This is a genomic window from Acinetobacter sp. NigerLNRRAM0016, assembly GCF_054112845.1.
The window spans coordinates 18,903-45,740 of sequence record NZ_JBSYVT010000027.1 but is presented as its reverse complement, the minus strand read 5'-3'; the positions used below and the strand labels follow the sequence as shown (position 1 = coordinate 45,740).

Sequence of the window (26,838 nt, the reverse complement as noted above, 5' to 3'; positions counted from 1 at the left end):
TCAGTAAAAATCCACACAAGTTGTTCTTCATAATCTCTTAATGATCTATCTAATACCTCGTCAGTATTAGATGCCGGACTCGATATTTAAAACAACTCAGCACTTCGTGCTTCGTTTGTTTCCGCCTATCTCGTCGGTATGGGTGCATTATAGGGGAAATAAAAACCCTTGCAAGCACTTTTAACTCGCTGTTTTCATGAGTGTTGTATTTTTACGCACCAATTTGGTTCATTATTATACTTTTATTACCATAAACTACTAATTCTACAGCAGAAATATGAATAAAATATTTCTGCTGAATTTTTTCATTATTTTGTTGGGTTTGCCTGTTTAACGCTCACATTCAGAATTTTCACAGGTTGTTGCGGTACATCTTGGTGCATGCCAAAGCTTGTGGTTGGCACTTTTACAATTTTATCGACCACATCCATCCCTTTTGTCACCTTACCAAAGACGGCATATCCAGCATTCATTGAGCCTTTATTTAAGAAATCATTGTCTGCAACGTTAATAAAGAACTGACTGGTGGCTGAATTGGGGTTATTGGTGCGCGCCATCGCCAATGTGCCGCGTGTATTCTTCAAGCCATTTGAGGATTCGTTGGTGATCGGTGCTTTGGTTTGCTTTTCGACCATGTTGGCATCCATTCCACCACCCTGAATCATGAATCCTGGAATTACACGATGGAAAATAGTGCCGTTATAGAAATTTGCTTTTGCATAGTCTTCAAAATTTTTTGCTGAAATTGGTGCTTTATCATTAAAGAGCTCAATTTCAATATTTCCCATTGATGTTTTCATTTCCACCAGAGTATTGGCTGCGTATGTACACACACTGAATGTTGCTGCAGTCAATAACGCGAGGCTTTGCTTTAACATGTTAGGGGTTCCTATGATGTATTTTATGGTTGGTTATATTTAGCACAACTCTCAAGTTTCAGGTAGTTTTGCCTTTCTTTTATTGATCTACCCAACAAAAAATACAACATTCTCTAGTTTTTGGAGGGTTCAAATGAAACCCTCTACTTATATTCCAACGTGGTATTAACTGTGCTTATCCCAAAATTTTCGGAACTTGCGACTCATCTCGATATAGTTCTTTTTTGCAGTACTGGATAAACCTGCGAGATTGATAAACCCATGGGTCATGTTGGGATAATCATGGTGAGCCACGTTTACGCCCTGATGTCGAAGTTTATGCGCATAAATCTCCGCTTCATCATGCAGTACATCATGCCCTGCGGTGACCACAAAGGCAGATGCCAATTTTTTTAAATTGCCATAGGTTGGCGAAATAATCGGATCATCCAGTGCGACTTGATGTTGCATTGCATAATGCGCAGTCACGGTATCCACATCATCACCCGTTAAGATCAAGCCATCTTTATAGGCAAAGAAGGACGGATGACGACTTTTGAAGTCCAAAGCTGGATAAATCAGAAATTGAGCATGCGGCGCATAAGCTTTTCCCGCACTGCGCTGTGCCACAACTGCACTTAAATTACCGCCCGCACTGTCCCCTGCCACTGCAATGCGATTTTTTAAAATCTTCAGCTGTTTACGGTTTTGATAAACCCAAGCCAAGGCATCTTCACAACTCTGGACAATTTGATGCGGCGATGCTTCTGGTGCCAATGGATAGTCGATACTGAGCACTTGTACATTCGCATGTCGCGCCAATAAACGGCAAACTTCATCATAACTGTCGATACTACCCACGACAAAACCTCCGCCATGATAGAACACCAGCATAGGCAGTTTTTTATTGGGAGCCGGATGATAGTGGCGCGCAAAGATGGTGCCGCTATGTAAAGGTAAGCGTAAATCTTCCACCTGTTTAATAGCTGTCGATTTTCCCGCCAGAAGTTGGCTCTGCAATTCAAAGGCTTTACGAGAGTGCTGGGCATCTGCCGAAATAAAGCCTGTTTTATTTTGTTTATACTGGACGGCAACCAAACATTTAAGAAAAGGGTCTAATTCGGGATAGTGATAAGGATAAGCCAAGGCCTTGACGATATTTTCCTGTACAAAATTGGGCAGCTTATCTAACAGCCGTGCTGCGGTGCCTTGATTTTGTTCCATGACTTTTTGTATTGATACGCCCATAAACGACTTATTCCTTGTTGTTTTATCTTTCGGTGAACTTTAAGAAATAAAGCTCAACCTTAAATTATGGCTTTTGCAACAAAGATAATCTGCTTTAAGCATATTGTCATTAACACTCTTTCTGCAAGTTCAAGTCAAAATCATCAATACAAAGCTTTAAATCCAAAACAAGTACAATATATATAAGCAGTGAAAGAGATTCAGACAGTACACCTCATTCAAGTACTGTCTTTTCCTCTAAATATGCGTTAACTTAAGCCCGCAACTATTGTTGCATTGATTGCGGTTGTGCCTGCATATCCTGCATTTGAGCCTGAGGAGCATTCATATTTGCAGATCCATCTGCCTGCGCTGCAATTCCAACTTGTCCTTGTGCGCCCACTTCAGCGCCAGTCGACATTTGAGCTGTTTCAGTCGCTTGTACAGGATCTTTTGAAGCACAACCCACTGCAAGCACTGAAATAGCTAACATAGAAATAGAAAATAAACCGACTTTTTTCATACAGAGTTCCTTTGAAAATAAAATACACAAAGCCTTGCTCCAGCTTTGCGAGAACTAGGATTGATGTTTTTACTGAACTTTGCACACATCTACCGTTACGGTTTTTTACGACTTGGTGGCGTTCTGCAATGTTTTTTAAACAGACCGATTCAGGCTTAATTTGTTTTTAGAAAAATCATAAAGCATACAAATTGCTATTTTTATTCAATTAAATTTCATCACACTTCTATCACCTGCCTGAGAACAAGATCAATCCGAGAGATGTTTAGTCATAAAACACGTCATGATTGTTGCGGAACAAACACATAACCGACGCATTGCAACGTGATTGACATTTAATTGCTATAAAACATTGCAGTTCTGCGCAATTTCACAAAAAAAAAGCTTATTCGGAGGTTGAATAAGCTTAAAAACAGATTCTGAATCAATCTATCAGAAACTACAGCAGCGATTGCTAAGGCATAGCTTAAGAAAATCTATAAAAATTGTGAAATATTTAATTTCGTTTAACTTGATCGCTTTTTGCTCTTAATGAATGGATTAAGGCCATTTCATCTCGCCTTTGACCACTTTCGCGCCTAATTCTAGGCTGCCAGACTCTGTTAAATCAGGATATTGTTGCTGCATGCTTTGAACTAACGCAGCAGTATTTTTGCTTTTTTTCACGGCCTTTTCATACTGCTTTAAATAATCGATGGAAAAGTTCACCGCATTTAGACCTTCAGCAGCACCCGCCTGCATATGTGCAGGAACAACGACTTCAGGCTGAAGCGCTTTGATCGATTCCAATGTCTTCAGCACTTCTGCACGATCTTGAGCACTTGGCGTATCCGCCATCCATAGATGAATACCCGATGAAACTGGAATACCCCCAACCACCGCTTTGGCACTCGGAATCCATAAATAAGTCAGTTCCTTGTGCCCTTTAATGGCAATCACTTCATTTTCCAGCGTTAAAGTTTTACCAGTATATGCTTCAGGTACAATGATTTTGCTCGGTGCATTTGCTCCCATTTGTGGTGCCCAGTATTGCACTTTCAAGGCCTGAGTCGCCTGAATATGTTGCACGGTTTCAGGCGTTGCAATGATTTTCACCTTGGGGAAATACTGCTGAAAAACATCCAAACCAAAATAATAATCAGGATCACCATAGCTGACGAAAATGGTGCTTAAGGTTTTACCTCGATCCAGAATATCTGCGGCAATTCGTAGCGCTTCAGACTTAGAAAATTGGGCATTCACCAGCATGACTTCTTTGTCGCCTTCAATCAGGGTAGATGTCACGCCAAAATGTTCAGGTTGGGCTAAACATGTATGAATTTTTAAGTCTTGCGCATACGCAGTAGAACTCAATGCTAAGGCTGTTAAGGCAACAGCATAAAACTTGGCTTGCATGGTATTCATCTCAGATTCGATTTTGAATACTATAAGTTTCAGTTTTTGCCGAATAAACCACCTAGATTAAGATAAACTGTTGCAAATATTGCAACAAAAATCAGAAACATGGATACCTTAAAAGCCATTCAGGTCTTTGTCTGTATTGCCCAACAAGGCAGTTTGACCAAAGCAGCAGACCAGCTCAATTTTTCACGCGCCATGGTGTCACGCTATTTGGAGCATCTGGAAAATCACTTTTCTGCCCGATTATTTCATCGCAATACTCGTAAAATCTCGCTCACGGCTGCTGGTGAACAAGCGCTGCATTACTGTGAAAATATTTTGCAACAACAGCAACTGCTGCTGGAAATGACTCAAGATCAGCAACAAACAGGGATGATTCGCCTGACCACGGGACTATTTCTATTACAAAATGGTCTAGCCGAATGTATTCAACGCTTCCGTCAGCAGTTTCCATTTGTACAGTTTGATATTGTGGTGACCGAAGACACGCTCGATTTAATTGAGGCGCAGATTGATCTGGCTTTTCGTATCAGTCCGAAAATTGCCGAAGGCTTAATTGCGCGCCCCTTATTTCCGATCGACTCGGTGCTATGCGCGCATCCTGAGTATTTGGCTCAAGCACCTGAAATTCAGCATCCCGACCAACTATTGCAACACACCTGTCTGACGCATCACAGCATGCATTCCGTCTGGACCTTGAATGCCATTAACCAAAAACCGCAGAACTATGCCTTAAACAGTGTGATTCAAAGTAACGATGCCTATGCCCTATTAGAACTGTGTAAACACGCCCAAGGGATTGCCATGTTGCCATCCGCACTGGTACAAGCTGAACTGCATCAAAAGCGGCTCCTTCAGATTCTACCCGACTACGCCCTGCCGCAAATGCAATTGTCTGTGGTGTATTCATCGCGTCGCCATTTAAGTAAAAAAACACAAGAATTCATCGCATTTGTGGCTCAACACTTCAATTTGTCTTAAAAAAACAGAAATAGTGCAAATTTAATCAAGCCGACAACTTGAATTTTCCATCCCTGCCCCGAACTCTTTTACTAATCATGAATTTCACAACTCATGGCAGTTCAGAATTAACCAGTGAATACTGACGCCAAAGGACTGTACATGTTTAAAAACCCTTTTAAACGGAGTAAATCAATGACAACTGAGCAAAACGAACAAGCTCAAGACCTTCAACAAGAGCAAGCGGACCAACAAGCAGCGCAAACTCAAGCTGAAACCGAGCAAGCAGACGTTTCAGTTGAAGATTTACAGGCGCAAATCGGCAAGCTTGAAGACAGTCTAAAACTGGAAAAAGCGCGCACTGCCAATGCCGTTTATGAAGCACAGAAAAGCGTAGAACGCATTCAACGCGAATCTGAAAAACATAAAGACACGGTACTGGAAAAGTTTGCGAAAGAATTACTCGACTCTGTCGACAATTTAGAGCGTGCAATTCAAGCGGCTGGTACAGAAGAAACGCCAGTACTTGAAGGTGTAAAACTCACGTTGAAATCTTTACTCACGACACTTGAAAAATTTGGTGTGGTCGAAGCAGACACTCAAAATGGTTTCAATGCAGATTTGCACCAAGCGGTTGGTATTGATCCAAATGCCAAAGCGAACGAAATTGGCACAGTTTTACAGAAAGGTTACACCTTAAATGGTCGTTTACTTCGCCCTGCGATGGTGATGGTAGGCGCATAAACCCTATAAATACGGGAGTTTGTGAAAAATTTTCAGAAAAATAACTTGAAAAATTTTGAACGGCTCTCATATCGGATAACAAGCAAAAACATTGCAAAAAATTTTTGAGGAACAGATCTAATGGCTAAAATCATTGGTATTGACTTAGGTACTACAAACTCATGTGTTGCTGTACTTGAAGGCGACAAAGTTAAAGTAATCGAGAACGCTGAAGGCGCTCGCACAACTCCATCGATTATTGCGTATAAAGATGGCGAAATCTTGGTGGGTCAATCTGCAAAGCGTCAAGCAGTAACCAACCCTAAAAACACATTATTCGCGATCAAACGTTTGATCGGTCGTCGTTATGAAGATTCTGCGGTACAAAAAGACATCGGTCTCGTACCTTACAAAATCATCAAAGCTGACAATGGTGATGCTTGGGTTGAAGTTAACGACAAGAAACTTGCACCACAACAAATCTCTGCTGAAATCTTGAAAAAGATGAAGAAAACTGCAGAAGATTACTTGGGCGAAACCGTTACTGAAGCCGTAATTACCGTTCCTGCTTACTTTAACGATGCACAACGTCAAGCAACGAAAGATGCAGGTAAAATTGCTGGTCTTGATGTTAAACGTATCATCAACGAACCAACTGCTGCGGCACTTGCGTTCGGTATGGACAAAAAAGAAGGTGACCGTAAAATCGCGGTTTACGACTTAGGTGGCGGTACTTTCGACGTATCGATCATTGAAATCGCAGACTTAGATGGCGACCAACAAATCGAAGTATTGTCGACCAACGGTGATACCTTCCTTGGCGGTGAAGACTTTGACAATGCGTTGATCGAATTCTTGGTTGAAGAGTTCAAGAAAGAGCAAAGCGTTAACTTGAAGAATGATCCACTTGCGTTACAACGTTTGAAAGAAGCTGCTGAAAAAGCAAAAATCGAGCTTTCTTCTTCTAACGCAACTGAAATCAACCTTCCATACATCACAGCTGATGCGACTGGTCCTAAACACTTAGTGATCAACGTAACACGTGCAAAACTGGAAGGTTTAGTAGCTGACTTAGTAGCTCGTACCATTGAGCCTTGCCGTATCGCGCTTAAAGATGCAGGTCTTTCGACTTCTGACATCTCTGACGTCATCTTGGTGGGTGGTCAGTCGCGTATGCCAATGGTTCAACAGAAAGTTGAAGAATTCTTTGGTAAAGAACCACGTAAAGACGTGAACCCTGACGAAGCGGTTGCAATTGGTGCTGCGATTCAAGGTGCAGTATTGTCTGGTGACAAAACTGACGTTCTTTTACTTGACGTAACACCGTTAACTTTAGGTATCGAAACAATGGGCGGCGTATTGACTCCGATCATTGAGAAAAACACCACGATTCCTGCGAAGAAATCTCAAGTGTTCTCTACCGCTGCTGACAACCAGCCTGCTGTAGACATTTCGGTTTACCAAGGTGAACGTAAAATGGCTCAACAAAACAAATTGTTGGGTAACTTCCAGTTAGGCGACATTCCACCTGCGCCACGTGGTGTGCCACAAATTGAAGTATCGTTCGACATCAACGCAGATGGTATCTTAAAAGTATCTGCGAAAGATAAGAGCACAGGTAAAGAGCAATCGATCCAGATCAAAGCAAACTCAGGTTTGTCTGATGCTGAAATTGAAGCAATGATCAAAGATGCTGAAGCGAATGCGGAAGAAGATCGTAAGTTTGAAGAACTTGCTAAAGCACGTAACGAAGCAGATGCTCTTGTTTCTAGCGCGCAAAAAGCCATCAAAGATCTTGGCGAACAAGTAACTGCTGATGAAAAAACAGCAATTGAAACTGCAGTTTCTGAGCTTGAAGCTTCTACGAAAGAAAACGATGTAGAAGACATTAAAGCGAAAACTGAAGCGCTGCAAAACATCATTATGCCAATCAGTCAACGTGCATACGAAGCGGCTCAACAAGCGGGCGGCGCGCAAGGTTTTGATCCAAATGCATTCCAAGGTGGCGATGCGGGTCAACAACAAAAAGCGGACGACGGTGTTGTAGATGCTGAGTTCACTGAAGTAAAAGATGACAAAAAATAATTTGTCAGATAGAAAAGACCGCGCGTAAGCGCGGTTTTTTTATTTTTGGGTGCTGTATATTTCCAAACCGTGCACTCTTCGCTACATTAAGCACACATAAAAAAGAAAAATGATTTATGCATCGACTTGGGCTTACTCTACTTTTCTTGGCTTTACTTTGGCTCAGCTATCAAAGCCATACACACTTTCAACTACGCTATAACGCCTGGTCGGATCGGATACTGCATCCCTTTGATCAACGCTTACGCTTTAAAATTGGCAATGTGGATCCACGTTTTGGGCTCACACAAGAGCAAGTCATTCAACTGAGCCAAGAAGCCTTAAGCATCTGGCAGCAAGGTACCCAGCAAGATCTGTTTGTTTATGATCCGAATGCCAAGCTCAGTATTGAACTGATCTATGATCAGCGCCAACAAGAGGCAGATGCATTAAAACAAACCCAACAAAAGCTGAATTACAGCATGAACCAAACGGGACGCTCATCGGACAATATTGAACATGCACGCGCTCAGCTTGAATTTAGCCAGCAGCGTTTAGCACAACAAAAACAGCAATTAGAAGCTGAATATCATCACCTACAAAGCCAGTTTGCTGATGCCAGATCAGCTGCTCAACAGCGAAATCTGCGCGATCAGCAACAACAATTGCAGCAAAGAATTGCCCAATTCGAACAGGAAGTTCGCTACTATCAACAGCAAAATCAGAGCTTTAATCAGCAGGTCGATCAACACAACCTGAGTATTCAACAGTTGAATCAGGACATCGTGCAAGCCCAGCAACGTTTTCCTGCGCGCGAATTCCATAAAGGTGTGTTTATGGGCAATAAAATTGAAATCTATCAATTTGATGGGCATGATGATTTAAGACTCACCATCGCGCATGAGTTGGGACACGCCTTGGGACTGGCACATCATAATGACCCAGAAGCCTTGATGTATCCCATGCTTGGGGAACAGGATTTACAGCATTTTCGGCTCAGGGCTGCGGATTTACAGTTATTAGCCGAACGGCAATAACTTCTTGTAAAATACCCTTAAACTTTATAAGGCTTTTGGCTGGATTTGCGCAGCAAAAGATTGGATTTCATGCTATTGTGATAGAACCATCCACACAGCAAACTGAGCGGAGAACAATGTGAGTTACTACCATATTCTCATTGAAGTGAATGATCATATCAGCACAATTGAACAGACTCGTGATTTGGAATTGTTTGATATTATTGAAATTCAGCCTTATCTCCACTCTATTATCCTGCCGTACTTCAATGAGCAAGAAATTGAACTGGAAGATGAAAATATTGAATTTCAGGATATTTTGCATTTAGAAATCAAGCAGACTTTGCTGCCGATTCAACATCTGATTGAAGAAGAACAACGCCTACTTCCAAGCGATACAGATGTCACCATTACCGCACATGAAATTTTTAATAACCGTGATTTAAGTCAGGATGTCACCACTGTGATTTTTGATATTCTAGAAGCGGTGAAACTCGATCCAATCGAAGCCGAATAAGCCATCGGAAATGTGATGACGGTGCAGCAGCACCGTCATCTTCTTTTTTACTTCATCATTAATTTGGCATTTTCATTACGAAAAGCGCGTAAAGTCTGTTGCCCTGCACGTCCTGTCGGATTTAAACCCAAACGAATCTGTTCATCACGAATTGCTTGTCGAGTTTTATCACCAATCAAACCATCGACTTTACCAATGTCATACCCACGATTGAGCAAATATTGCTGAATTTCACGACGCTCTGCACGGGATGTACCTGCATCATTGGTCGGCCAACTTTGTTGAAACCCGCCCTTGCCTTGTAACCGATCGGATAAATGCGCAATGGCTAAGGCATAACTTTCTGCCGCGTTATAACTATAAATCGCATCAAAATTTTTAAAGACCAAGAACTTAGGACCATTTTCTCCTGCTGGTGCCAGCAATCCTGCTGGGGTACTTTCAGATAAATTTCCCTGAATTAAGGCACTGCCATCCACACGTTGCACACCTTGACTCATCCAATACGACAAACTTTTCTTATTACGACGCCCTTCACCTGACATGGACAAGCTTGCAGGTGTCGTGACCTCAAAACCCCACGGCATGCCCGTTTGCCAGCCGCGCTTGGTCAGAAAATTGGCAGTCGATGCCAAGGCATCCGAGGTACTCGATACCAAATCACGGCGCCCATCACCATCAAAATCAACCGCTAATTCTTCATAGGTAGACGGCATAAACTGTGTATGCCCAAATGCTCCTGCCCACGAACCGCGTAACTGCTCTTCGCTTAAATCACCACGCTGTAAAATGCGCATGGTGGCAAAAAACTCACCACGGAAATAACTTTGACGGCGACCTTCACAACTTAAAGTCCCTAAGGCCTGTAATAAAGGATAACTCCCTGAAATATTTCCAAAATTACTTTCCACCCCCCAAACTGCCACCACCGTTTCAGCAGGCACACCATAGGCTTGGGCAACGCGATTCAATACTTCACGATGTTGAGCTAATTTTTGTCGCCCCATCTCTACACGTTCATCATCCACCAGACCTGACAAATAATCCCAAATGGGTGTAGAAAATTCAGGTTGATAATTCAACTTATCAATCACGCTATAATCAGGCGTTAAATTTTGGGTATAACGGTCATAAGTGCTCGCACTGACCCCCGCAGCAAGTGCCTGGCTACGTAAATTCGACAAGCAACCTTGAAAATTATTCTCGGAACTGTAAGCACTTGGCTTTGTTAAGTTATTGTTATAAGTCGAAACTGAAGCTGGTTGACCATTAATAATCAATTCCGCATGGGATGGCGCAGCAATCCAGAAAATGGATCCAAAAATAAAATAATTAATTCGTTTCATCATCACTTTCGTTTTAAATTCAAATTATGCGCTTACCTTAACACTCCAGCGCAAAATTGACAGATAAGAAACGTAAAATTTGAATTCATTTTCTTAATTTTAAATTCATATTTCATTTTTAAATTTAAAATAATTATCCACAATCCAAATAAAAGCATTCTTTGAATTCAAAACCACACTTTTAAATTTAAACTCGAGATTTGAATTTAAAAAACCTTATCCACAGCCGTATTTTTTAAATTCAAAGCACAAACACCCACAGCCCAAGCAGACTCAGCATAAATTATGACACTTGAGCGTGCTTTTTGAATTCAAAAACCCTGTTTTAAATTCATAAATCGCATATTTAAATTTAAAAAATAAATTTAAAAGCGTGCTCCCACTTTAAATTCATAATATTTTATCCACAATTGAGGTTTTGCATGGTATTTAAATTCAAACTTTCCAGTAAAACCCAGTTTTAAATTCAAAATATTTTTCTATTTTCTTATGCTTTACTCAGTACAACCGAGCATTTATAGCTTATTTTTCATTCAACCCAGACACAATAAAAAGCTCAAATTTGCGATAAAAGGCAATACTGCAATACTGGGTCGCGTAGCATGCCTGAGTCGTTGACATAAAAAAAGCGATCCACAGAGTGATCGCTTTTTTGCTAAACAGTTCAGGATTTAAATGGTCATATCTTCGCTTAATGCTAAAGGCACAGGCAAAATTTTCGCCAATTGACGGCATAAAGTGGTCAATTGGGTGCTGTCATTTGGCATTAACGTGATGTGACCGATCTTGCGGCCTGCACGTTCCGTTTTGTTGTACAAATGCAGATGTGCGCCATTTAATGCCAAAACCTGTTCCGATTTTGGATATTGTCCAATGATATTGATCATTACGGTAGGGCGGACCACTTCGGTTGAACCCAAAGGTAAGCCTGCAACTGCACGAATATGATTTTCAAACTGCGAACACACCGCACCTTCAATCGACCAGTGACCTGAGTTGTGCACGCGTGGCGCCATCTCATTGGCAAATAGGCCTTGTTCTGTCACGAACAATTCTAGCGTGAGCACGCCGACATAGTTCAGGTGATTGAGTAAACGCGTGATGTAGTCTTGTGCAGCCGGTTGTAAATCTGCACTGTTCGGCGCAGGAACAATCGAATGCGACAAGATGCCGTTGTGGTGATGGTTTTCAGCCAAAGGCCAAGTTTTCACTTCACCATCTTGACCACGCACCGCAATGATGGATACTTCACGCGAGAAAGTCACAAAACTTTCTGCAATCAGACTTTTTGCTGGACCCAATTCAGCCCAAGCTTGCTCAATTTGATCTTCGCTACGCAGAACAAACTGACCTTTACCGTCATAACCGCCAGTGGCTGTTTTCAGCACCAGAGGCAAACCAAGCGCAGCCACAGCTTGCTGTAAACTCTCCAAAGAGTCCACCGCTTGGTACGGCGCAACAGGAATCTGCAATTGATCGAATAAGGCTTTTTCCATTAAACGATTTTGTGCAGTCGCTAAAGCTTGGCGCGGCGGGTGAATGGCTTTGCTTTGCGTCAAAAGATCGACATCCGCAAGCGGCGTATTTTCAAATTCCAGACTAAACACGTCTGCGCTTTGAATAAACTGTTGCAGACCTTGTTCAGTCTGACTTGAAATCACCTGACCTAAAGCTGCAGAAGGGCAGTCTGTATCTGCTTCATAGAAGGTACATTGAATATTGAGTGGCAATGCTGCTTGCGCCATCATGCGACCCAATTGACCACCACCAAAAATACCGATGGTTTTGTTCATAACCTGTGTCCCGTTTTAAGCTTGACCCGGAATATTATTGCTTGCCACTTTTTCCGTTTGTGCTGCACGGAAGTTTGCTACATTTTCAGCAATCTCTGGACGTGTCAAACCAAGAATTTGTGCTGCCATAATGGCCGCATTGGTTGCACCTGCAGGACCAATTGCCAAAGTACCCACCGCAATACCTGCTGGCATTTGTACAATAGAAAGCAGTGAATCAACACCATTTAAAATAGATGATTTTACTGGCACACCCAACACTGGTAAGTCGGTTTTTGCCGCACACATACCTGGTAAATGTGCTGCACCACCTGCGCCAGCAATAATCACTTGAATACCACGATCACGTGCAGTTTCAGCATATTCAAATAAACGATCTGGGGTACGGTGTGCAGAAACAACTTCAGCTTCAAATGGGACACCAAGTTGCTTAAGCATATTGGCAGTGTGTTCGAGAGTCGCCCAATCAGATTGAGAACCCATGATAATTCCTACGAGGGGTTGAGCGTCTTGTGCTGCGGCCGCATTCATTGCTAATGTTCCAGAGATTAGTGTGAAAGAGGATAAATCTCGACGAGAGCCAAGCTTTAACTGGTTCAGAAGCCCGATATTATAGACTGATTTTTCATCTCACCAAAATTTATGCAGGGCAGGAGTGAGATATTTTTGCTTTTTTTTCGATAAAAATAAGGAAATGATTCCGAGGATAAACAAATGCAACGCTCCAAGCATGATTGAGACGGCTCTACTGCCAATTTTGCAACTTAAATGTCGTTAACGGCTCAAACCAAGATTCGTACAGTTTAATTCTGCTCTATAAAACTTACTGACTTCGAAATACAAAATATACACACCCCAATAGGCAAAAACCTGCCCAGAGATAGTCCAACTTAAACGGTTGCTTAAATAGATAAATCATAAAAGGCACAAAAATCACTAAGGTCATGACTTCTTGGGTAATTTTCATTTGACCTACAGACCAGCCATCCTGAGATAATAAGCGTGTCGCAGGAATCATAAAGGTATATTCCAGTAGCGCAATCAACCAGCCAAATAAAATGGCTTGCCACAATGGCGCACCATGTAAAAACTTCAGATGACCATACCAAGCCAAGGTCATAAAGCAATTGGCAATCACCAACAGAGCAAAGGGAGTGAGCATGGTATGTATCATTAGGCTACATTCACAATCAAGACCAAGAATGGGCTGAAAATTATACGCCAAAGTGCCCATTTTAGGGGATTTTATCGGCTTTAATCTGCGGTTAATTTACGCTGTAACAGCGGTCTAAATTGATACAAGAAAAACTATCTTTTCCCAAAGAGCCTTGCTATCGTTGCTGTCAAATCGAATCAATTCTGACAACAACACCAATCATGAAGTTTTGTGTCAAAAAGCAGTGGAGTTAAAAATCAATGCATCTGCATATTTTGGGTATTTGCGGCACCTTTATGGGTTCATTGGCGTTACTGGCGCGAGATTTAGGACATAAGGTGACAGGTTCTGATTTGAACGTCTATCCGCCAATGTCGACCCAACTGGAAAATGCAGGCATTACCTTGATGCAAGGCTATGATCGTAGTCATTTACAACCACATCCGGACTTAGTCATTGTCGGCAATGCCATGAAACGCGGCATTGATGCCGTGGAATATATGTTGAACGAAGGGCTTCCGTATATTTCAGGACCACAATTCCTCGCGGATCATGTGCTTCAAGGTAAACATGTACTGGGTGTTGCGGGTACGCATGGGAAGACCACTACCACTACGATGTTGGCGTGGGTACTCGATCAAGCAGGCTTAGAACCCGGCTTTTTAATTGGCGGTGTTCCTTTAGGTTTTTCTGAAAGTGCCCGTTTAGGCGCTGGAAAATATTTCTGTGTCGAAGCCGATGAATATGACTCGGCGTTTTTCGATAAGCGTTCTAAGTTCGTGCACTATCATCCTAAAACTGCGATTTTAAACAACCTTGAATTTGACCATGCTGACATTTTTGATGATTTGGCCGCTATTCAAAAACAATTCCATCATTTGGTCCGTACCATTCCAAGTGAAGGTCGCATTATTGCACCCATTACCGAAACCAATATTGATGAAGTTTTAGCAATGGGCTGTTGGACGCCTGTAGTGCGTACTTCTTTAGATGCGCATGCTGATGCAGCACTGTCTGCGGAACAACTTTCGGCAGATGGTTCACACTTTAAAGTCTTACAGCATGGCGTGGTTAAAGGCGAAGTAAAATGGAATATGACAGGGCAGCATTCGGTCGCGAATGCCTTAGCCACTATAGCTGCGGCTGAACATGTGGGTGTGGCGATTGAAACGGCTTGTGAAGCCTTGTCCAATTTTGGTGGGGTTAAACGTCGTATGGAGCTACTTGGCACCATTCAGGGTATTGAAGTTTATGATGACTTTGCGCATCACCCTACAGCCATTGAAACCACGCTAGATGGCGCGCGTAAACGCTTAGGCGAGCGTAAATTGTGGGCGATTATTGAACCACGCTCAAACACCATGCGTATGGGCAGCCATAAAGATGGACTCGCTTATTCAGCACGCTTGGCTGATGAAGTGATCTGGTATCAACCTGAAGGTTTAGACTGGGACTTGCAGCCTGTGGTGGATGCAGCGCCAAATAAAGCCGTAGTTGCACGTTCTCTGGAAGACATTATTCAAACCGTGCTGACTGAAGCAGGTGAGGGCGATGCTGTGGTGATCATGTCGAATGGTGGCTTTGGTGGTCTACATCAAAAACTAATTCATGCCTTAGAAACACAATAAATACTGAACTGAAAAAGCCCGCTGCAAGCGGGCTTTTTTTATTTTTTGAGCATGTGACGAGGGTTATGCCGCAACATCCAATAGGCTTTGATCACGTTTAAACATCACATCCACATAAGAACACACAGGTACGATTTTTAACTGTTGTTCACGCGCATATTCCACCAAAACATCCAGCAACTGACGTGCTACACCTTGCCCGCGCAAACTGTCATCCACCCAAGTATGGTCTGCCACAATTGTAGCGGCATCACGCCATAGATATGTAATTTCAGCAATCCGCTGACCCGCAGCATCATTTAGAAAAAACTCACCCTTTTGCGCATTATTTTGATGTTGGAATTGCATGCTCAGCGATCCTTAATTTGGAAAAATTACAGCTAACATGCCATAAGCAATGCAGAAAAAATACCCAGTTTTTATATCCGTCGACCAAAGTTTAAAATCTGGTTACACCTTGCGCAATAAATCACCAGTTTCAGGGATGAAGCTTCCTGTGCTTTATTTCTATGCTAAGCATGTAGCACGCACAGGAGCAGCGGCATGTTAATTTATTTTGTTTTAATGCTCTGTGGTTCGTTATTGGCCAAAGTGATTGCCCAATATGACAACACAGTTCCCTATAGATCTTAATATTTAAACCCTAAACCAAGAATAAACTTTGCTTGCCCACTCAGATCAATGCTCTGAGTCTTACATGAGTCAACTTCGTTTTAGATTTGCACTTTTGTACAAAATATGCGATTCTTGCCGCATCATTTGGACACAGTCCAATACAGAATTTGAACAAGGGGAGTAGCCTCCTCCAGACGTCAGCTGCAGCACAGCGTGCTGACGTGTCAGAATATCGTCATTACACTTTGCAAAAAGTCGGTATCTGAGCATTACTCAAAGTAATGTAGGCAAGACCTTGATCATGTTGACACAGATGTTTGTATCATCTGGCAACAGGTCAAGGTTTTTTTGTGGCCATTTGCCAGATGTTGAGGATTTTATATGGAATCTATCGGCAATTTATGGCTGTATTTAGCGTTCTTCGGCATTGTGATTATCATGCTGTTGATCGACTTTCTTGGATTTAAACAAAAGCAAGGACAACAGGTTGCCATTAAAACGGCAGCTTACTGGAGTATTGCTTGGGTCACTGTGGCGATGTTGTTCGCTGGCGGTCTCTGGCTGTATTTACAGCAAACCGTGGGCGTTACGATTGCCAACCAAAAAACCATGGAATATATCGCGGGTTATTTACTGGAAAAATCCCTCGCGATTGATAACGTCTTCGTTTGGTTAATGATTTTTGCAGCTTTTGCGATTCCACCTGCATTACAGCGCAAAATCTTACTTTACGGCGTACTCGGTGCCATTGTACTGCGTACCATCTTTATTTTCATTGGTGCTTGGTTTGTTCAAGAATTCTCTTGGATTTTGTACCTATTCGGCGCGTTCTTGGTCTATACAGGTTTCAAATTCCTGAAAGGGCAGGATGACGAACCCGATATCGAAAACATGGCCATTTTGAAATGGTTACGTAAGCATTTACGCATTACCCCGCAACTGCAAGGTGATAAATTCTTTATCCGTCAAAATGGTGTGTTGTGGTTTACCCCATTATTCTTGGTGCTGATTCTGGTTGAAGCATCTGATGTGATTTTTGCGGTGGATTCGATTCCTGCCATCTTTGCGGTGACCAGTGATCCGTTTATTGTCTTGACGGCAAACTTGATGGCAATTTTAGGTCTGCGTGCAATGTTCTTCTTGCTCTCGGGTGCTGCATCGAAAATGCATTACTTGCCCTACGGTCTCGGGATTATCCTGTTGTTTATTGGCTTCAAGATGTTGATGCTAGATGTGTTCCACATGCCAATCTGGATTTCTCTTAGCTTTATTGTGATTGTATTGAGCATTACCGCATGGCTATCCGTTCGCCACAATAAGAAACAAGAGCATTCATCCTCTTAAACCGAAAGCATGAATCTCAGAAAGACAGATTTAGTCCACTAAGTCTGTCTTTTTTATGTCTGTTTCAATCCACAACATGCTCTTTCACCCAACGCAGTTTGGGCCACTTGTGTAGAAAGCCTTTACTTTGCATCCGCTGTAAAAACACCGCATGGCTGACCATGCAAGGATTCCAACGGAGTTTTAACTCAAATAAATCTGCAAGCCCCAAAGGTGCAACTACTTCTAATTGTCCATCTACACACAAGCGCACGGCCACTGCCGTCGCTGTTTCGGGCCACATCGAAATAGCCTCAAACAAGGAGGTATAAGCCGCAATCGACTGCCCATCTGCATGGGTGTACCAGCGATGCACATTGGCTTGATTGACCACATCCCAAAGGTACTTCGGACAATGTGCCTGAAGTTGCTGTTCCAGCCGCTTCGCCACCTGATCTTCAGGGTCGTTCGGATCATAAAAAATCACATCGATTTCACTCTGTTCCAACACCCATGCCTGCTCATGCAAATTTGACCAGACCAAGTTTCTTAAAGCACCTGCACAAATATAGGCATCAGGGTGCAAGCTGCGCAGAAGTTCCAAACATTGCCACAGTGCAGCATGCTGCCGCAGCATCTGTTCCAATGCTCTAATGTTCTGTCGATCTAAGCTTTCAGTTTTTGCCTGCATCACATTGTCCTGTTTGCGCTAAAACATACCGCCGACACCGCATCTCTTGACTGGATCAGAATGGCTTGGCAAAGAATTTGCTTCATTCAAATCAAACTGGTTGATGAGCGTACAGTATGAATACTATTCCAACCTTGAACCCGATTGCCATGCCTTGCCATAGTCAATTTATCGCACAAGACTGGGACATTCTGGCGCAGTATTGGTATCCGATTGCCCGTATTCAAGATGTCAGCACGCAACCGCAGCGCGTGACTTTATTGGATGTGAACATAGCACTCTATCAAACGGAAGCGGGTCACATTCATCTAGTTCGTGATGTATGCCCGCATCGTGGCGTGCCTTTGTCCAAAGGCTGGGTCGAAGAGGAGGAGATTATTTGTCCCTATCACGGTTTACGCTATAACAGTGCAGGCAAATGTACCAAAATTCCCGCTCAGCCAGATTTAAAGACCATTTCAGAACGTTTCAGTTTGACCCAGTTTCCCGTGATTTTACGTTATGGTTTGGTCTGGACCAGTCTACATGCACGTGATCTCACGCAAACCAATATTCCTGTGCTAGATACATGGGATCATGCAGAGCATCAATCGATTTTACCGCCCTCTGTGGATATTGCAGGATCGAGTGGTCGGCAACTGGAAGGCTTTATTGATGTGGCGCATTTTGCTTGGGTGCATCATCAAGCCTTTGCCAATCGTGAAAATCCTGTGGTTCCGAAATACCAGACTGAACGTACCGAGTATGGTCTAAAAACCGTGTATATCAGCAATGTCAGTAATTATCCACATGGCTTGCAGCACTTGGCACCCGCAGATTTTTTATGGGTGCGAACCTTTGAGGTCTATCCACCATTTTCCGCCATTCTAAGTATTGATTTTCCGAATGGTGGCGTGCTGAAAATTCTGAATGCCTGCTGTCCAGTGTCCCACAATCAAACCCGCTTATTTGTCCCGATCACCCGAAATTTTGACCAAACTGGGGATTTGGCATCAGTCTATGCCTTTAATGCACAAATCTTTGCCGAAGACCAAGACATGGTGGAATCACAAAAACCTGAAGAACTACCACTGGATTTAAGAATGGAAGCCCATTTTGAAGCCGATCGTTCATCCACCATGTATCGCCGTATTTTAGCCGAGTGGGGACTCAGTCAACGTTATACAGTTTAGTTGGGCATTTTCAGGTACAATCAATCGAAAAAAGTAAAAGTTGTAGATTTTCCATGTCTTCATTGTTGCAGACCACTGTGGTTCGCGGTCGTTTTTTAGATATTCAAAATTTAGTTGCACACGCTGCGGATATTGCCGAGCAGGTACGTTATATAGAAGATGGCGTGCTCATCAGTGAAGCTGGAAAAATCAAATGGTTTGGCGCTTGGCAGGATGCTGCTGCACATCTGCCAGAGGGTGTTGCCATCCAGCATTATCCTGAAAAATTGATTGTGCCTGGCTTTATCGATACCCACATTCATTTTCCGCAAACGGAAATGGTCGGTGCCTACGGCGAACAACTGTTGGAATGGTTAAATACCTATACTTTCCCCACCGAAATGCAGTTTGCCGATGCGGCTTATGCAGCTCAAATTGCCGAATTCTTTGTGCAAGAACTGCTGAAGAACGGTACCACCACTGCACTGGTGTTCTGTACCGTGCATCCTGAATCTGTCGATGCCTTATTTGAAGCAGCACAACGTCATCACATGCGCTTGATTGCGGGCAAAGTCATGATGGATCGTCATGCACCTGATGCCTTATGTGACACACCAGAACGTGCATATACAGACTCTAAAGCACTAATTGAAAAATGGCACGGGCAGGGGCGTGCGCTATATGCGATTACCCCACGTTTCGCACCGACGTCTACACCCGAACAATTACAACTGGCGGGGCAACTCAAAGCCGAATATCCAGATGTCTATGTGCACACCCATTTGAGTGAAAATAAAAATGAAATTGCATGGGTCAAAGAATTGTTCCCTGCACAGCAAGGCTATTTAGATGTTTACCATCACTATGGGTTAACAGGTTCACATTCAGTGTTTGCGCACTGCGTGCATTTGGAAGAGCACGAATGGGATTGCATGCATGCCACGGATTCAGCGATTGCCTTTTGTCCAACCTCGAACCTGTTCCTCGGCAGTGGTTTATTTCCATTGAAGAAGACGTGGGAAAAGCAAGTGAAAGTCGGTTTAGGCACTGACATTGGCGCTGGGACGTCGTTCAATCAACTACAAACCCTAAATGAAGCTTATAAGGTGCAACAACTGCAAGGCGACAAGTTGTCTGCCTTTGAATCCCTGTATCACGCGACTTTGGGCGGTGCTAAGTCACTGAGTCTAGATCATCAACTGGGTAACTTTAATGTCGGAAAAGAAGCCGATTTTATTGTGCTGGATCTGCATGCCACAGCTTTACAGTCTCTCCGTCAACAACGTGCCAAAGGCATTGAAGATGCCTTATTTGCGTTGATGACCATGGGTGATGACCGTAATATTCACGCGACCTATGTCTACGGTCAAGCGGCCTATGTCCAGCCTGAATAAGCCAATTGCACCCGCAATACCCAAGTTAAAACTGTGCCTGTTCTTGCTTGCAGGCACGCTCATCCTCCGACACGATCATCATGGTGCGAGCAAAAAACAGACAACAAAGGGTGCATCTGCTTAGAAGATGTATTAAAATAAATGCATATTTTGAGGTGTTGCAGGTCAACGCCTTTTTTATTTTTGATTTTTAGGTATCTGCCCATGACCGTTCAAATGAGCGTAATGATTTCAGCTGAAGAGATCCAAGCAAAAGTTCAAGCGCTTGGTGCTAAAATTAATGCCCACTATGCCGAAAGCGATAAAGAACTCGTTTTAATTGGCTTATTACGTGGTTCCGTTATTTTTATGGCTGATTTATGCCGAACAATTGAAAAACCGCATGAACTCGATTTTATGACCGTTTCAAGCTATGGCAAATCTACAGTGTCTAGCCGTGACGTGAAAATTTTGAAAGATCTAGACGGTGAAATTCGTGGTAAAGATGTGCTGGTTGTCGAAGACATTATCGACTCTGGGCATACCCTCAGCAAAGTGCTTGAAATCTTGCAAACACGTGAACCCAACTCGATTGAACTCTGTACGTTGGTCAGCAAGCCTTCACGCCGTGAAATTGATTTAGACGTTAAATTCTTGGGCTTTGAAGTCGAAGACAAGTTTATTGTGGGTTATGGTCTCGATTACGATCAAAAGTATCGCCACATTCCATTTATTGGTGAAATTGGTCTCTAAGTCTTAGATCAAGCACCTCTGAAAAAGCCTTTTAATACGGTAAATCAACTGTATTTAAAAGGCTTTTTTTATACCTGATAATTGTGCAACACACTCACACAAAAACACCACATTCCCTTGCAGGATGAGGCTTTAATCAAACCTGCTTAGCCGCCAAACTATTCCTGTTCACTTAATCATTCATTCAAACAGAACAACAAGGAGAACACTATGTGGTCACTGATTGTTGCGATTTTCGTTGGTTTTGTTGCGGGTCTGATTGCACGTGCCATTCATCCAGGGGATGACAAGGCAGGCTTTTTGGTTACCACCCTGTTAGGGATTGCAGGTTCCTTGCTTGCCACTTATGGTGGACGTATGCTCGGACTCTATGCCGACAATGTCGCAGCGGGATTCTTCGCCTCCATAATTGGTGCAATTCTTATTTTATTTATCTATAACCTGTTCAATAAGAAATCTCACGCTTAAAGCTGCCATAAAAAAAGCCTTTTCACGTGACACATGAAAAGGCTTTTAACAGCGATTGATTTGAAATTACAAACCAAACTCTTTCCAGATCAGTTCAATTTGTTCCGCAGGGTAACTGCCTGCGGCCTTAAATCCATTGGAGAAAATCAGGGTCGGGGTGCCATTAACCCCGAGGGATTTACCCAAAGCTAAATTACGTTCGATCGGGTTGGCACAACTCTTGTTCCCCGCAGGTGCAACCCCTTTGGCAATCAAATTTTCCCACGCATAGCTCTGATCTTTTTCACAATACACTGCTTTCGACGGCGCTACCGATTGTGGCTTGATTGGATAAATGAAGGTATAAATGGTCACGTTATCCAGCTTTTTCAATTCAGCCTCAAGTTGCTTGCAATACGGGCAATTTGGGTCAGAAAAGATCGCCAGTTGGCGTTTGCCATTACCGCGCACGGTTTTTACTGCATCTTGTAGCGGTAATTTTTTCCAGTCAATCGAGTTTTGTTTCAAGATCAAATCTTTGGTCAGATTGTGCTGATCCTTGAGGCGGATCATCGAACCGACCAAAATATGCTGGGCATTTTCACCCAGATAGACCACCTGACCATCCATAGAGCCACTGTAAATGCCTGGCATTTCTGTGCTTTGAATATTCTCAACTTTCAACTCTGGATGTTGTTTTGCAAGATTGGTTTTTACATTTTCCACACCCGCAAAACTAGACAAAGACACCAAACCAGCCAGTACAGCGAATATTGTTTTTTTCAACATGAATTCTGCTCGTTCACTTAAGAGATAAAAAGGGAATCAGTTTAATCTGAATTGTGGTGATGATTGATGATTTTTATCAGGTATTTGGTAAAGCAAATACCAGTGTGTTTCACGTGGAACCTAGACAGGTATGACTATTCAATTATCTTAAAAAAATCTCCTCTTGGTGAGGAGATTTTTATATGGATAAAAATACCCAAGCTTGGATATTCATTCACCTAGGGAGATGGATGTGAATCACGCTCATCCAGCAGGATGTTTAAACTCTGAGTTTGCAATCATTTCACTCGAGTTTGAGTCACTTTATTCATAACCATTTGGCATACAAGCAGTCATTCAACTACTTAGCAGGAGCATTAATAAGGCTAATATAAACATTTTCTACTCCCCATTTTTGCAAGGGGAGATCGAGTATTCTTGATGATCTGAAAACTCATACGGTAATGATCATCGTGTTTTTCTGTTTAACTATTGTTCGCCCACTCAATGGTCGAGCTTGGCATTAAAGCATTAATCTCAACCGAAACATGCACAATTTCTTCATGAATCGATAACGCTTCTCGCACCTCATCGGCACTGATTGAAGCATGGCTGCTGAGCGCCAAAATACAGGCGAATTTGCCTTTGGCAACCTTCCAGACATGTAAATCCGTCACATCAACCCTGACAGGCAAGTCTTGTATCACTTCACGAATTTCAGCCACCACAGGGTGATTCATTTCGGCATCCAACAAAGTCTTTGCAGTTTCCTGCATCAAACCATAGGCCCACCGCGCCACCAAAATAGCCCCGAAAATCCCCAGTAACGCATCCAGAAACGACCAGCCCATATATTTCCCTGCAAACAAGGCAATAATCGCAAACACCGATGTCACCGCATCGACAACGACATGTAAAAATGCCGCTTTTTGATTTAAATCATGTTCATGGGTATGGTCGTGATCATGCGAATGATGAGATTCCTCATGATGGTGATGGTGATGGTGACCATCATGTAAAAGCCATGCGCAAATCAAGTTAATCACCAAGCCCAGAATCGCAATCGGGATGGCTTCATTGTATTGAATATCAACAGGATGAAGCAGTCGCTCAAACGATTGAAACGCCATAAAAATGGCCACGACCAACAGTAAAATAGCACTGCTATAACCCGCTAGAATCTCAATTTTCCATGTTCCAAAACTAAAACGCTGGTCTTGCGCATAGTGTCGTGCAGCACGATAGGCAAAATAAGCCAATCCGAGCGCCATCATATGTGAACTCATGTGCCAGCCGTCGGCCAGTAAGGCCATCGAATTAAAAATCCAGCCGCCAATCACTTCTAATAGCATCATGACTGCCGTTAAAATAGTGGCAATTAAGATTCGTTTTTGTGCTAAAGGATTCCCTTGATCAAATTGATGACTATGGGTTCTGGACTGTGCTGAATGTTGCATGATGTTCTCACCAATATACTCCCTAGTAGTATATTTATTTTTTGGAGGAAAGTGTGGGTCATTTATCTGAAGATAAGAAAATTCAAAATCGCGTGAAGCGTTTACAAGGGCAAATCCAAGCGGTTGATCAAGCCCTGATGCAGCCTGATTGCTCCTGTATTGATGTTCTGCAGCAGGTTGCGGCTGTCAAAGGTGCGGTGAATGGTCTAATGAACGAACTGATCGAAGCGCATCTGCGTCATCACGTGATCAAACCAGACACGGAGCTAGATGAGGCTGAACTGGCAGAGTTCCTAAAGTTATTAAAACGCTATGGTTAATGATTGTTAAAGCAGCAGTTTCAGCTTAAGCTGTCGGCACTCTTCTCTTTTTTACTGTGCTTTTTCCGACAGTTTTTGTGATGCTTTATGACGGTTCAACCACCTTGGCGATCATTCCTGATGATCAGCCTCGCTTTATGCATGGGTACCATTGGTACAGCATTGGCCAGTCCGCTGTATCCCATTTATCAGCAGTTATGGCATTTACTGCCGAGCCAGATTACCTACATCTTTGTCGCCTATATGTTTGGGTGTTTAGCCACACTGCTGTTTTTCGGACGAGCCAGTAACAGCTTTGGTTTTTTGCGTACCCTGCAAGTGGGTTTATTGTTTGTCATCACAGGCTTGGTCCTGTCTGCTTTTGCCAGCAATGCGCTTTGGCTCGGCTTAGGGCGCTTTATTATTGGTATTGCCTCAGGACTGATCAGTACGTCCGCCATGTTAGGCTTAATCCTGACCATTCCAGACAGTCATAAAGCACATGCACCCCAGCTCAGTTCAATTATTACCGTGATCGGCTTTGCTTTGGGGCCCTTCATCGGCGGTGTGATCGCGCAATTTTCTGCATTGCCATTACTCATGCCTTATCTGCCGATTATTGCAGGGGCAATGCTGTGTTTGATCGGCCTCTTTCGCTTAAAACCACCAACGTTTCAAGCACAACCCTTTTCGATTGCACCGCATTTGGAACTTCCTGTCGCCTCGACACGGATTCATTTTTTTATTGCGGGTTTAACTGCATTTTGTGCTTTTGGCGCATTCAGTCTGTTTGCATCCCTGTCGGCCTCCTTTGTCAAAGACCTGATCCCTTGGCATGGTCCTTTGGTCAGTGGTCTCGCCATTTCCAGCATTCTATTTATTTCTGCACTAATCCAATTTTTTGCAAAATCTCTCCCCGCAGCGCGTAGCTTGAATTATGGTTTACTTCTGCTCCTGCTGAGTTGCCTGCTTTTGGTAATCTGTATGCAAACCCATTGGAGTCCATTGTTTTTTATCAGTGATATTGGCGTCGGTTTGGGGCATGGTTTGGGCATCATGGGGTCTTTTGGCCTGATTCACCAAATGACCGATCCACGCAATCGTGCTGCGGTCATTTCAACATATTTGTTCATGGGCTATCTGGGGACGATCGTGCCGATTATTGCCGTCGGTTACAGTGCCGATCTCTGGGGTTTAAATCTGGCCGTTAGCGGTTTTGGCCTTGGCATGGCGCTACTGTGTTTAGGGCTTTGTTTGTGGTACAGCAAACAAAAGGCTTTGCGTCCTGTGTGAAGCAAAGCCTTGTCACTCTTTCAAGTTAGAGTGAAATCAGAGAACGGGGATTGAGCGGTTATTTTCCAATACAGAACGAGCCGAAGATTTTGCCTAGCAAATCATCTGCACTGAACTCACCCGTGATCTCACCCAAGGCATTTTGCGCCAGACGTAATGACTCAGCCACCAATTCACCTGCATGAAACACCACCAATTGCTCATGTGCTTCTGCAAGATAGTGCTGCGTGCGCTTCATTGCGTCTAAATGACGTGTTCGTGCAATAAAGGTGTCTTCCTCTGGCTGGAAGCCTGCATGCGCTGTAATCGCTTCTATGAGCGATTGAACGCCTGTTTCCTGTTTAGCAGAGACCGTAATATGTCGAAAACCTTGAAAATCACCAATTTGCACTGCAGCACCGGTTAAATCGCATTTATTACCAATCAACATCAGACGCTTGGGTTCAAGATGATGTTCAAAGTATTCACGTGCCAGTTGCAATGGATCTTCACCTTGGCTCAGGTCATAAACCAACAACAACAAATCGGCTTGTTCAATTTCCTTAATCGCACGGCGAATACCTTCCTTTTCTACCACATCGCCCGTTTCACGCAAGCCCGCAGTGTCGGTGAGGGTAATCGGTAAGCCATTCAGGCTGATTTTTTCATGCAGTACATCACGGGTGGTTCCCGCGATATCGGTCACAATAGCACGCTCAATCCCCGCCAAAGCATTCAATAGCGAAGATTTACCCGCATTCGGCTTACCTGCAATCACCACCTGCAAACCTTCACGCAACAATTGTCCTTGGCGCGCCGATTGCTGTACCGCCGCAACAGAGTGTTGTACATCTTGCAATAAGGAGAGAATTTTACCATCCGCCAAGAAATCAATTTCTTCTTCAGGGAAGTCAATCGCAGCTTCCACATGCAGACGCAAATGAATCAGTTTTTCTAGAACCGTATTCACTTTATGTGAAAAGGCACCTTGTAACGAACGTACCGCTGAACGCGCGGCGGCCTGCGAAGTGGCATCAATCAAGTCGGCAATCGCTTCGGCCTGAACCAGATCCAGCTTACCATTTTCAAAGGCACGCATGGAAAACTCACCCGCTTTGGCCGCCATTGCGCCCAATTCCAAGCAACGTGCCAGCAAGGCATTTTGAATCACCGGTCCACCATGTCCCTGTAACTCGACCACGTCTTCACCGGTAAATGAGTTCGGGTTTGGAAAGCAAATCACCAGACCTTCATCCAGCACTTCACCCTGAAGATCCAGAAACTGCCGAAAACCTGCCATCCGCGCTTTCGGTAAAGCCTTTTGGGTCAATTGTTCTGCAATCGCATAAGCCTTTGAACCTGAAAGACGAATCACGCCGACACCACCACGACCTGGCGGGGTTGCAATCGCTGCGATAGTGGTTTGATGTTGCATAAAATTCACCCGACGTTTAGTCCTAATCGAACCCAAAGAAAAA

Annotated in this window: 26 protein-coding genes; 13 read left to right on the top strand and 13 right to left on the bottom strand. The window is 43.3% G+C overall.

Annotated features, from left to right (window positions below):
- Positions 1–308: 308 nt before the first annotated feature.
- The 4 genes from ACWQ4X_RS14800 to ACWQ4X_RS14785 form a co-directional block, all read right to left on the bottom strand.
- Positions 309–878 carry a peptidylprolyl isomerase gene (locus tag ACWQ4X_RS14800; protein ID WP_457904160.1) on the bottom strand — a complete coding sequence of 190 codons (570 nt, stop codon included), beginning with the start codon at positions 876–878 and terminating at the stop codon, positions 309–311.
- A 165-nt stretch (positions 879–1,043) separates the two neighbouring features.
- The gene (locus ACWQ4X_RS14795; protein ID WP_457904159.1) at positions 1,044–2,105 is read right to left on the bottom strand and encodes an alpha/beta hydrolase; all 1,062 of its coding nucleotides are present in this window, start codon (positions 2,103–2,105) and stop codon (positions 1,044–1,046) included.
- 265 nt (positions 2,106–2,370) lie between these two features.
- Positions 2,371–2,607: a hypothetical protein gene (locus tag ACWQ4X_RS14790; protein WP_142769856.1), complete on the bottom strand. Its 237-nt coding sequence runs from the start codon at positions 2,605–2,607 to the stop codon at positions 2,371–2,373.
- A gap of 540 nt (positions 2,608–3,147) precedes the next feature.
- Positions 3,148–4,002 carry an MBL fold metallo-hydrolase gene (locus tag ACWQ4X_RS14785; protein ID WP_457904163.1) on the bottom strand — a complete coding sequence of 285 codons (855 nt, stop codon included), beginning with the start codon at positions 4,000–4,002 and terminating at the stop codon, positions 3,148–3,150.
- A 108-nt stretch (positions 4,003–4,110) separates the two neighbouring features.
- Between ACWQ4X_RS14785 and ACWQ4X_RS14780 the strand changes: the two genes are divergently transcribed.
- The 5 genes from ACWQ4X_RS14780 (at position 4,111) to ACWQ4X_RS14760 (ending at position 9,288) form a co-directional block, all read left to right on the top strand.
- The gene (locus ACWQ4X_RS14780) at positions 4,111–4,989 is read left to right on the top strand and encodes a LysR family transcriptional regulator (protein WP_457904158.1); all 879 of its coding nucleotides are present in this window, start codon (positions 4,111–4,113) and stop codon (positions 4,987–4,989) included.
- Positions 4,990–5,163: 174 nt separating this feature from the next.
- Positions 5,164–5,712, top strand: a complete 549-nt coding sequence (gene grpE / locus ACWQ4X_RS14775) for a nucleotide exchange factor GrpE (RefSeq protein ID WP_457904157.1) — start codon at positions 5,164–5,166, stop codon at positions 5,710–5,712.
- A 120-nt stretch (positions 5,713–5,832) separates the two neighbouring features.
- Entirely contained in the window at positions 5,833–7,776 is a 1,944-nt protein-coding gene (gene dnaK / locus ACWQ4X_RS14770; protein ID WP_100242835.1) for a molecular chaperone DnaK, read from the top strand.
- A 116-nt stretch (positions 7,777–7,892) separates the two neighbouring features.
- Positions 7,893–8,792: a matrixin family metalloprotease gene (locus tag ACWQ4X_RS14765; RefSeq protein ID WP_457904156.1), complete on the top strand. Its 900-nt coding sequence runs from the start codon at positions 7,893–7,895 to the stop codon at positions 8,790–8,792.
- A 118-nt stretch (positions 8,793–8,910) separates the two neighbouring features.
- The gene (locus ACWQ4X_RS14760; protein WP_100242837.1) at positions 8,911–9,288 is read left to right on the top strand and encodes a hypothetical protein; all 378 of its coding nucleotides are present in this window, start codon (positions 8,911–8,913) and stop codon (positions 9,286–9,288) included.
- Between the two features lie 47 nt (positions 9,289–9,335).
- Here ACWQ4X_RS14760 and ACWQ4X_RS14755 read toward each other — a convergent pair whose 3' ends face one another.
- The 4 genes from ACWQ4X_RS14755 to ACWQ4X_RS14740 form a co-directional block, all read right to left on the bottom strand.
- Entirely contained in the window at positions 9,336–10,634 is a 1,299-nt protein-coding gene (locus tag ACWQ4X_RS14755) for a lytic murein transglycosylase (RefSeq protein ID WP_457904155.1), read from the bottom strand.
- 671 nt (positions 10,635–11,305) lie between these two features.
- Positions 11,306–12,427, bottom strand: a complete 1,122-nt coding sequence (locus ACWQ4X_RS14750) for a 5-(carboxyamino)imidazole ribonucleotide synthase (RefSeq protein ID WP_374530577.1) — start codon at positions 12,425–12,427, stop codon at positions 11,306–11,308.
- Between the two features lie 15 nt (positions 12,428–12,442).
- Positions 12,443–12,958: a 5-(carboxyamino)imidazole ribonucleotide mutase gene (gene purE, locus ACWQ4X_RS14745; RefSeq protein WP_026441188.1), complete on the bottom strand. Its 516-nt coding sequence runs from the start codon at positions 12,956–12,958 to the stop codon at positions 12,443–12,445.
- A 292-nt stretch (positions 12,959–13,250) separates the two neighbouring features.
- Positions 13,251–13,589: a DMT family protein gene (locus tag ACWQ4X_RS14740; RefSeq protein ID WP_100242840.1), complete on the bottom strand. Its 339-nt coding sequence runs from the start codon at positions 13,587–13,589 to the stop codon at positions 13,251–13,253.
- 254 nt (positions 13,590–13,843) lie between these two features.
- On the opposite strand from ACWQ4X_RS14740, the gene mpl reads away from it, so the two are divergent.
- Complete coding sequence (mpl, locus tag ACWQ4X_RS14735; RefSeq protein WP_457904154.1) at positions 13,844–15,211, top strand: UDP-N-acetylmuramate:L-alanyl-gamma-D-glutamyl-meso-diaminopimelate ligase; 1,368 nt, start codon at positions 13,844–13,846, stop codon at positions 15,209–15,211.
- 63 nt (positions 15,212–15,274) lie between these two features.
- Here the strand turns inward: mpl and ACWQ4X_RS14730 are convergent, their stop codons facing one another.
- Positions 15,275–15,559, bottom strand: coding sequence for a GNAT family N-acetyltransferase (locus ACWQ4X_RS14730; RefSeq protein WP_142769866.1), 285 nt, complete (start codon positions 15,557–15,559; stop codon positions 15,275–15,277).
- A 648-nt stretch (positions 15,560–16,207) separates the two neighbouring features.
- Between ACWQ4X_RS14730 and ACWQ4X_RS14725 the strand changes: the two genes are divergently transcribed.
- Positions 16,208–17,170: a TerC family protein gene (locus tag ACWQ4X_RS14725; protein ID WP_457904153.1), complete on the top strand. Its 963-nt coding sequence runs from the start codon at positions 16,208–16,210 to the stop codon at positions 17,168–17,170.
- Positions 17,171–17,234: 64 nt separating this feature from the next.
- Here ACWQ4X_RS14725 and ACWQ4X_RS14720 read toward each other — a convergent pair whose 3' ends face one another.
- On the bottom strand, positions 17,235–17,840 hold the full coding sequence (locus ACWQ4X_RS14720) for a nucleotidyltransferase family protein (protein WP_457904152.1): 606 nt from the start codon (positions 17,838–17,840) through the stop codon (positions 17,235–17,237).
- A 116-nt stretch (positions 17,841–17,956) separates the two neighbouring features.
- On the opposite strand from ACWQ4X_RS14720, the gene ACWQ4X_RS14715 reads away from it, so the two are divergent.
- From ACWQ4X_RS14715 to ACWQ4X_RS14700, 4 genes are all read left to right on the top strand, one after another.
- Positions 17,957–19,012: a Rieske 2Fe-2S domain-containing protein gene (locus ACWQ4X_RS14715; RefSeq protein ID WP_457904151.1), complete on the top strand. Its 1,056-nt coding sequence runs from the start codon at positions 17,957–17,959 to the stop codon at positions 19,010–19,012.
- Positions 19,013–19,065: 53 nt separating this feature from the next.
- The gene (gene guaD, locus ACWQ4X_RS14710; protein ID WP_457904150.1) at positions 19,066–20,385 is read left to right on the top strand and encodes a guanine deaminase; all 1,320 of its coding nucleotides are present in this window, start codon (positions 19,066–19,068) and stop codon (positions 20,383–20,385) included.
- Positions 20,386–20,589: 204 nt separating this feature from the next.
- A complete protein-coding gene (hpt, locus tag ACWQ4X_RS14705; RefSeq protein WP_100242846.1) occupies positions 20,590–21,117 on the top strand; it encodes a hypoxanthine phosphoribosyltransferase in 528 nt (175 codons plus the stop codon).
- A gap of 210 nt (positions 21,118–21,327) precedes the next feature.
- Positions 21,328–21,585 (top strand): GlsB/YeaQ/YmgE family stress response membrane protein, encoded by a 258-nt coding sequence (locus tag ACWQ4X_RS14700; protein ID WP_457904149.1) that lies wholly within the window; start codon positions 21,328–21,330, stop codon positions 21,583–21,585.
- A 66-nt stretch (positions 21,586–21,651) separates the two neighbouring features.
- Here ACWQ4X_RS14700 and ACWQ4X_RS14695 read toward each other — a convergent pair whose 3' ends face one another.
- Both ACWQ4X_RS14695 and dmeF read right to left on the bottom strand, forming a co-directional pair.
- Positions 21,652–22,353 carry a DsbC family protein gene (locus tag ACWQ4X_RS14695; RefSeq protein WP_457904148.1) on the bottom strand — a complete coding sequence of 234 codons (702 nt, stop codon included), beginning with the start codon at positions 22,351–22,353 and terminating at the stop codon, positions 21,652–21,654.
- A 464-nt stretch (positions 22,354–22,817) separates the two neighbouring features.
- On the bottom strand, positions 22,818–23,804 hold the full coding sequence (dmeF, locus tag ACWQ4X_RS14690; protein WP_457904162.1) for a CDF family Co(II)/Ni(II) efflux transporter DmeF: 987 nt from the start codon (positions 23,802–23,804) through the stop codon (positions 22,818–22,820).
- Positions 23,805–23,842: 38 nt separating this feature from the next.
- Between dmeF and ACWQ4X_RS14685 the strand changes: the two genes are divergently transcribed.
- Together ACWQ4X_RS14685 and ACWQ4X_RS14680 are read left to right on the top strand one after the other, a co-directional pair.
- Positions 23,843–24,109 (top strand): metal/formaldehyde-sensitive transcriptional repressor, encoded by a 267-nt coding sequence (locus ACWQ4X_RS14685; RefSeq protein ID WP_100242850.1) that lies wholly within the window; start codon positions 23,843–23,845, stop codon positions 24,107–24,109.
- An 87-nt stretch (positions 24,110–24,196) separates the two neighbouring features.
- Entirely contained in the window at positions 24,197–25,381 is a 1,185-nt protein-coding gene (locus tag ACWQ4X_RS14680; RefSeq protein ID WP_457904147.1) for an MFS transporter, read from the top strand.
- A gap of 58 nt (positions 25,382–25,439) precedes the next feature.
- Here the strand turns inward: ACWQ4X_RS14680 and mnmE are convergent, their stop codons facing one another.
- Entirely contained in the window at positions 25,440–26,795 is a 1,356-nt protein-coding gene (gene mnmE / locus ACWQ4X_RS14675) for a tRNA uridine-5-carboxymethylaminomethyl(34) synthesis GTPase MnmE (RefSeq protein ID WP_457904146.1), read from the bottom strand.
- Positions 26,796–26,838: the final 43 nt, after the last annotated feature.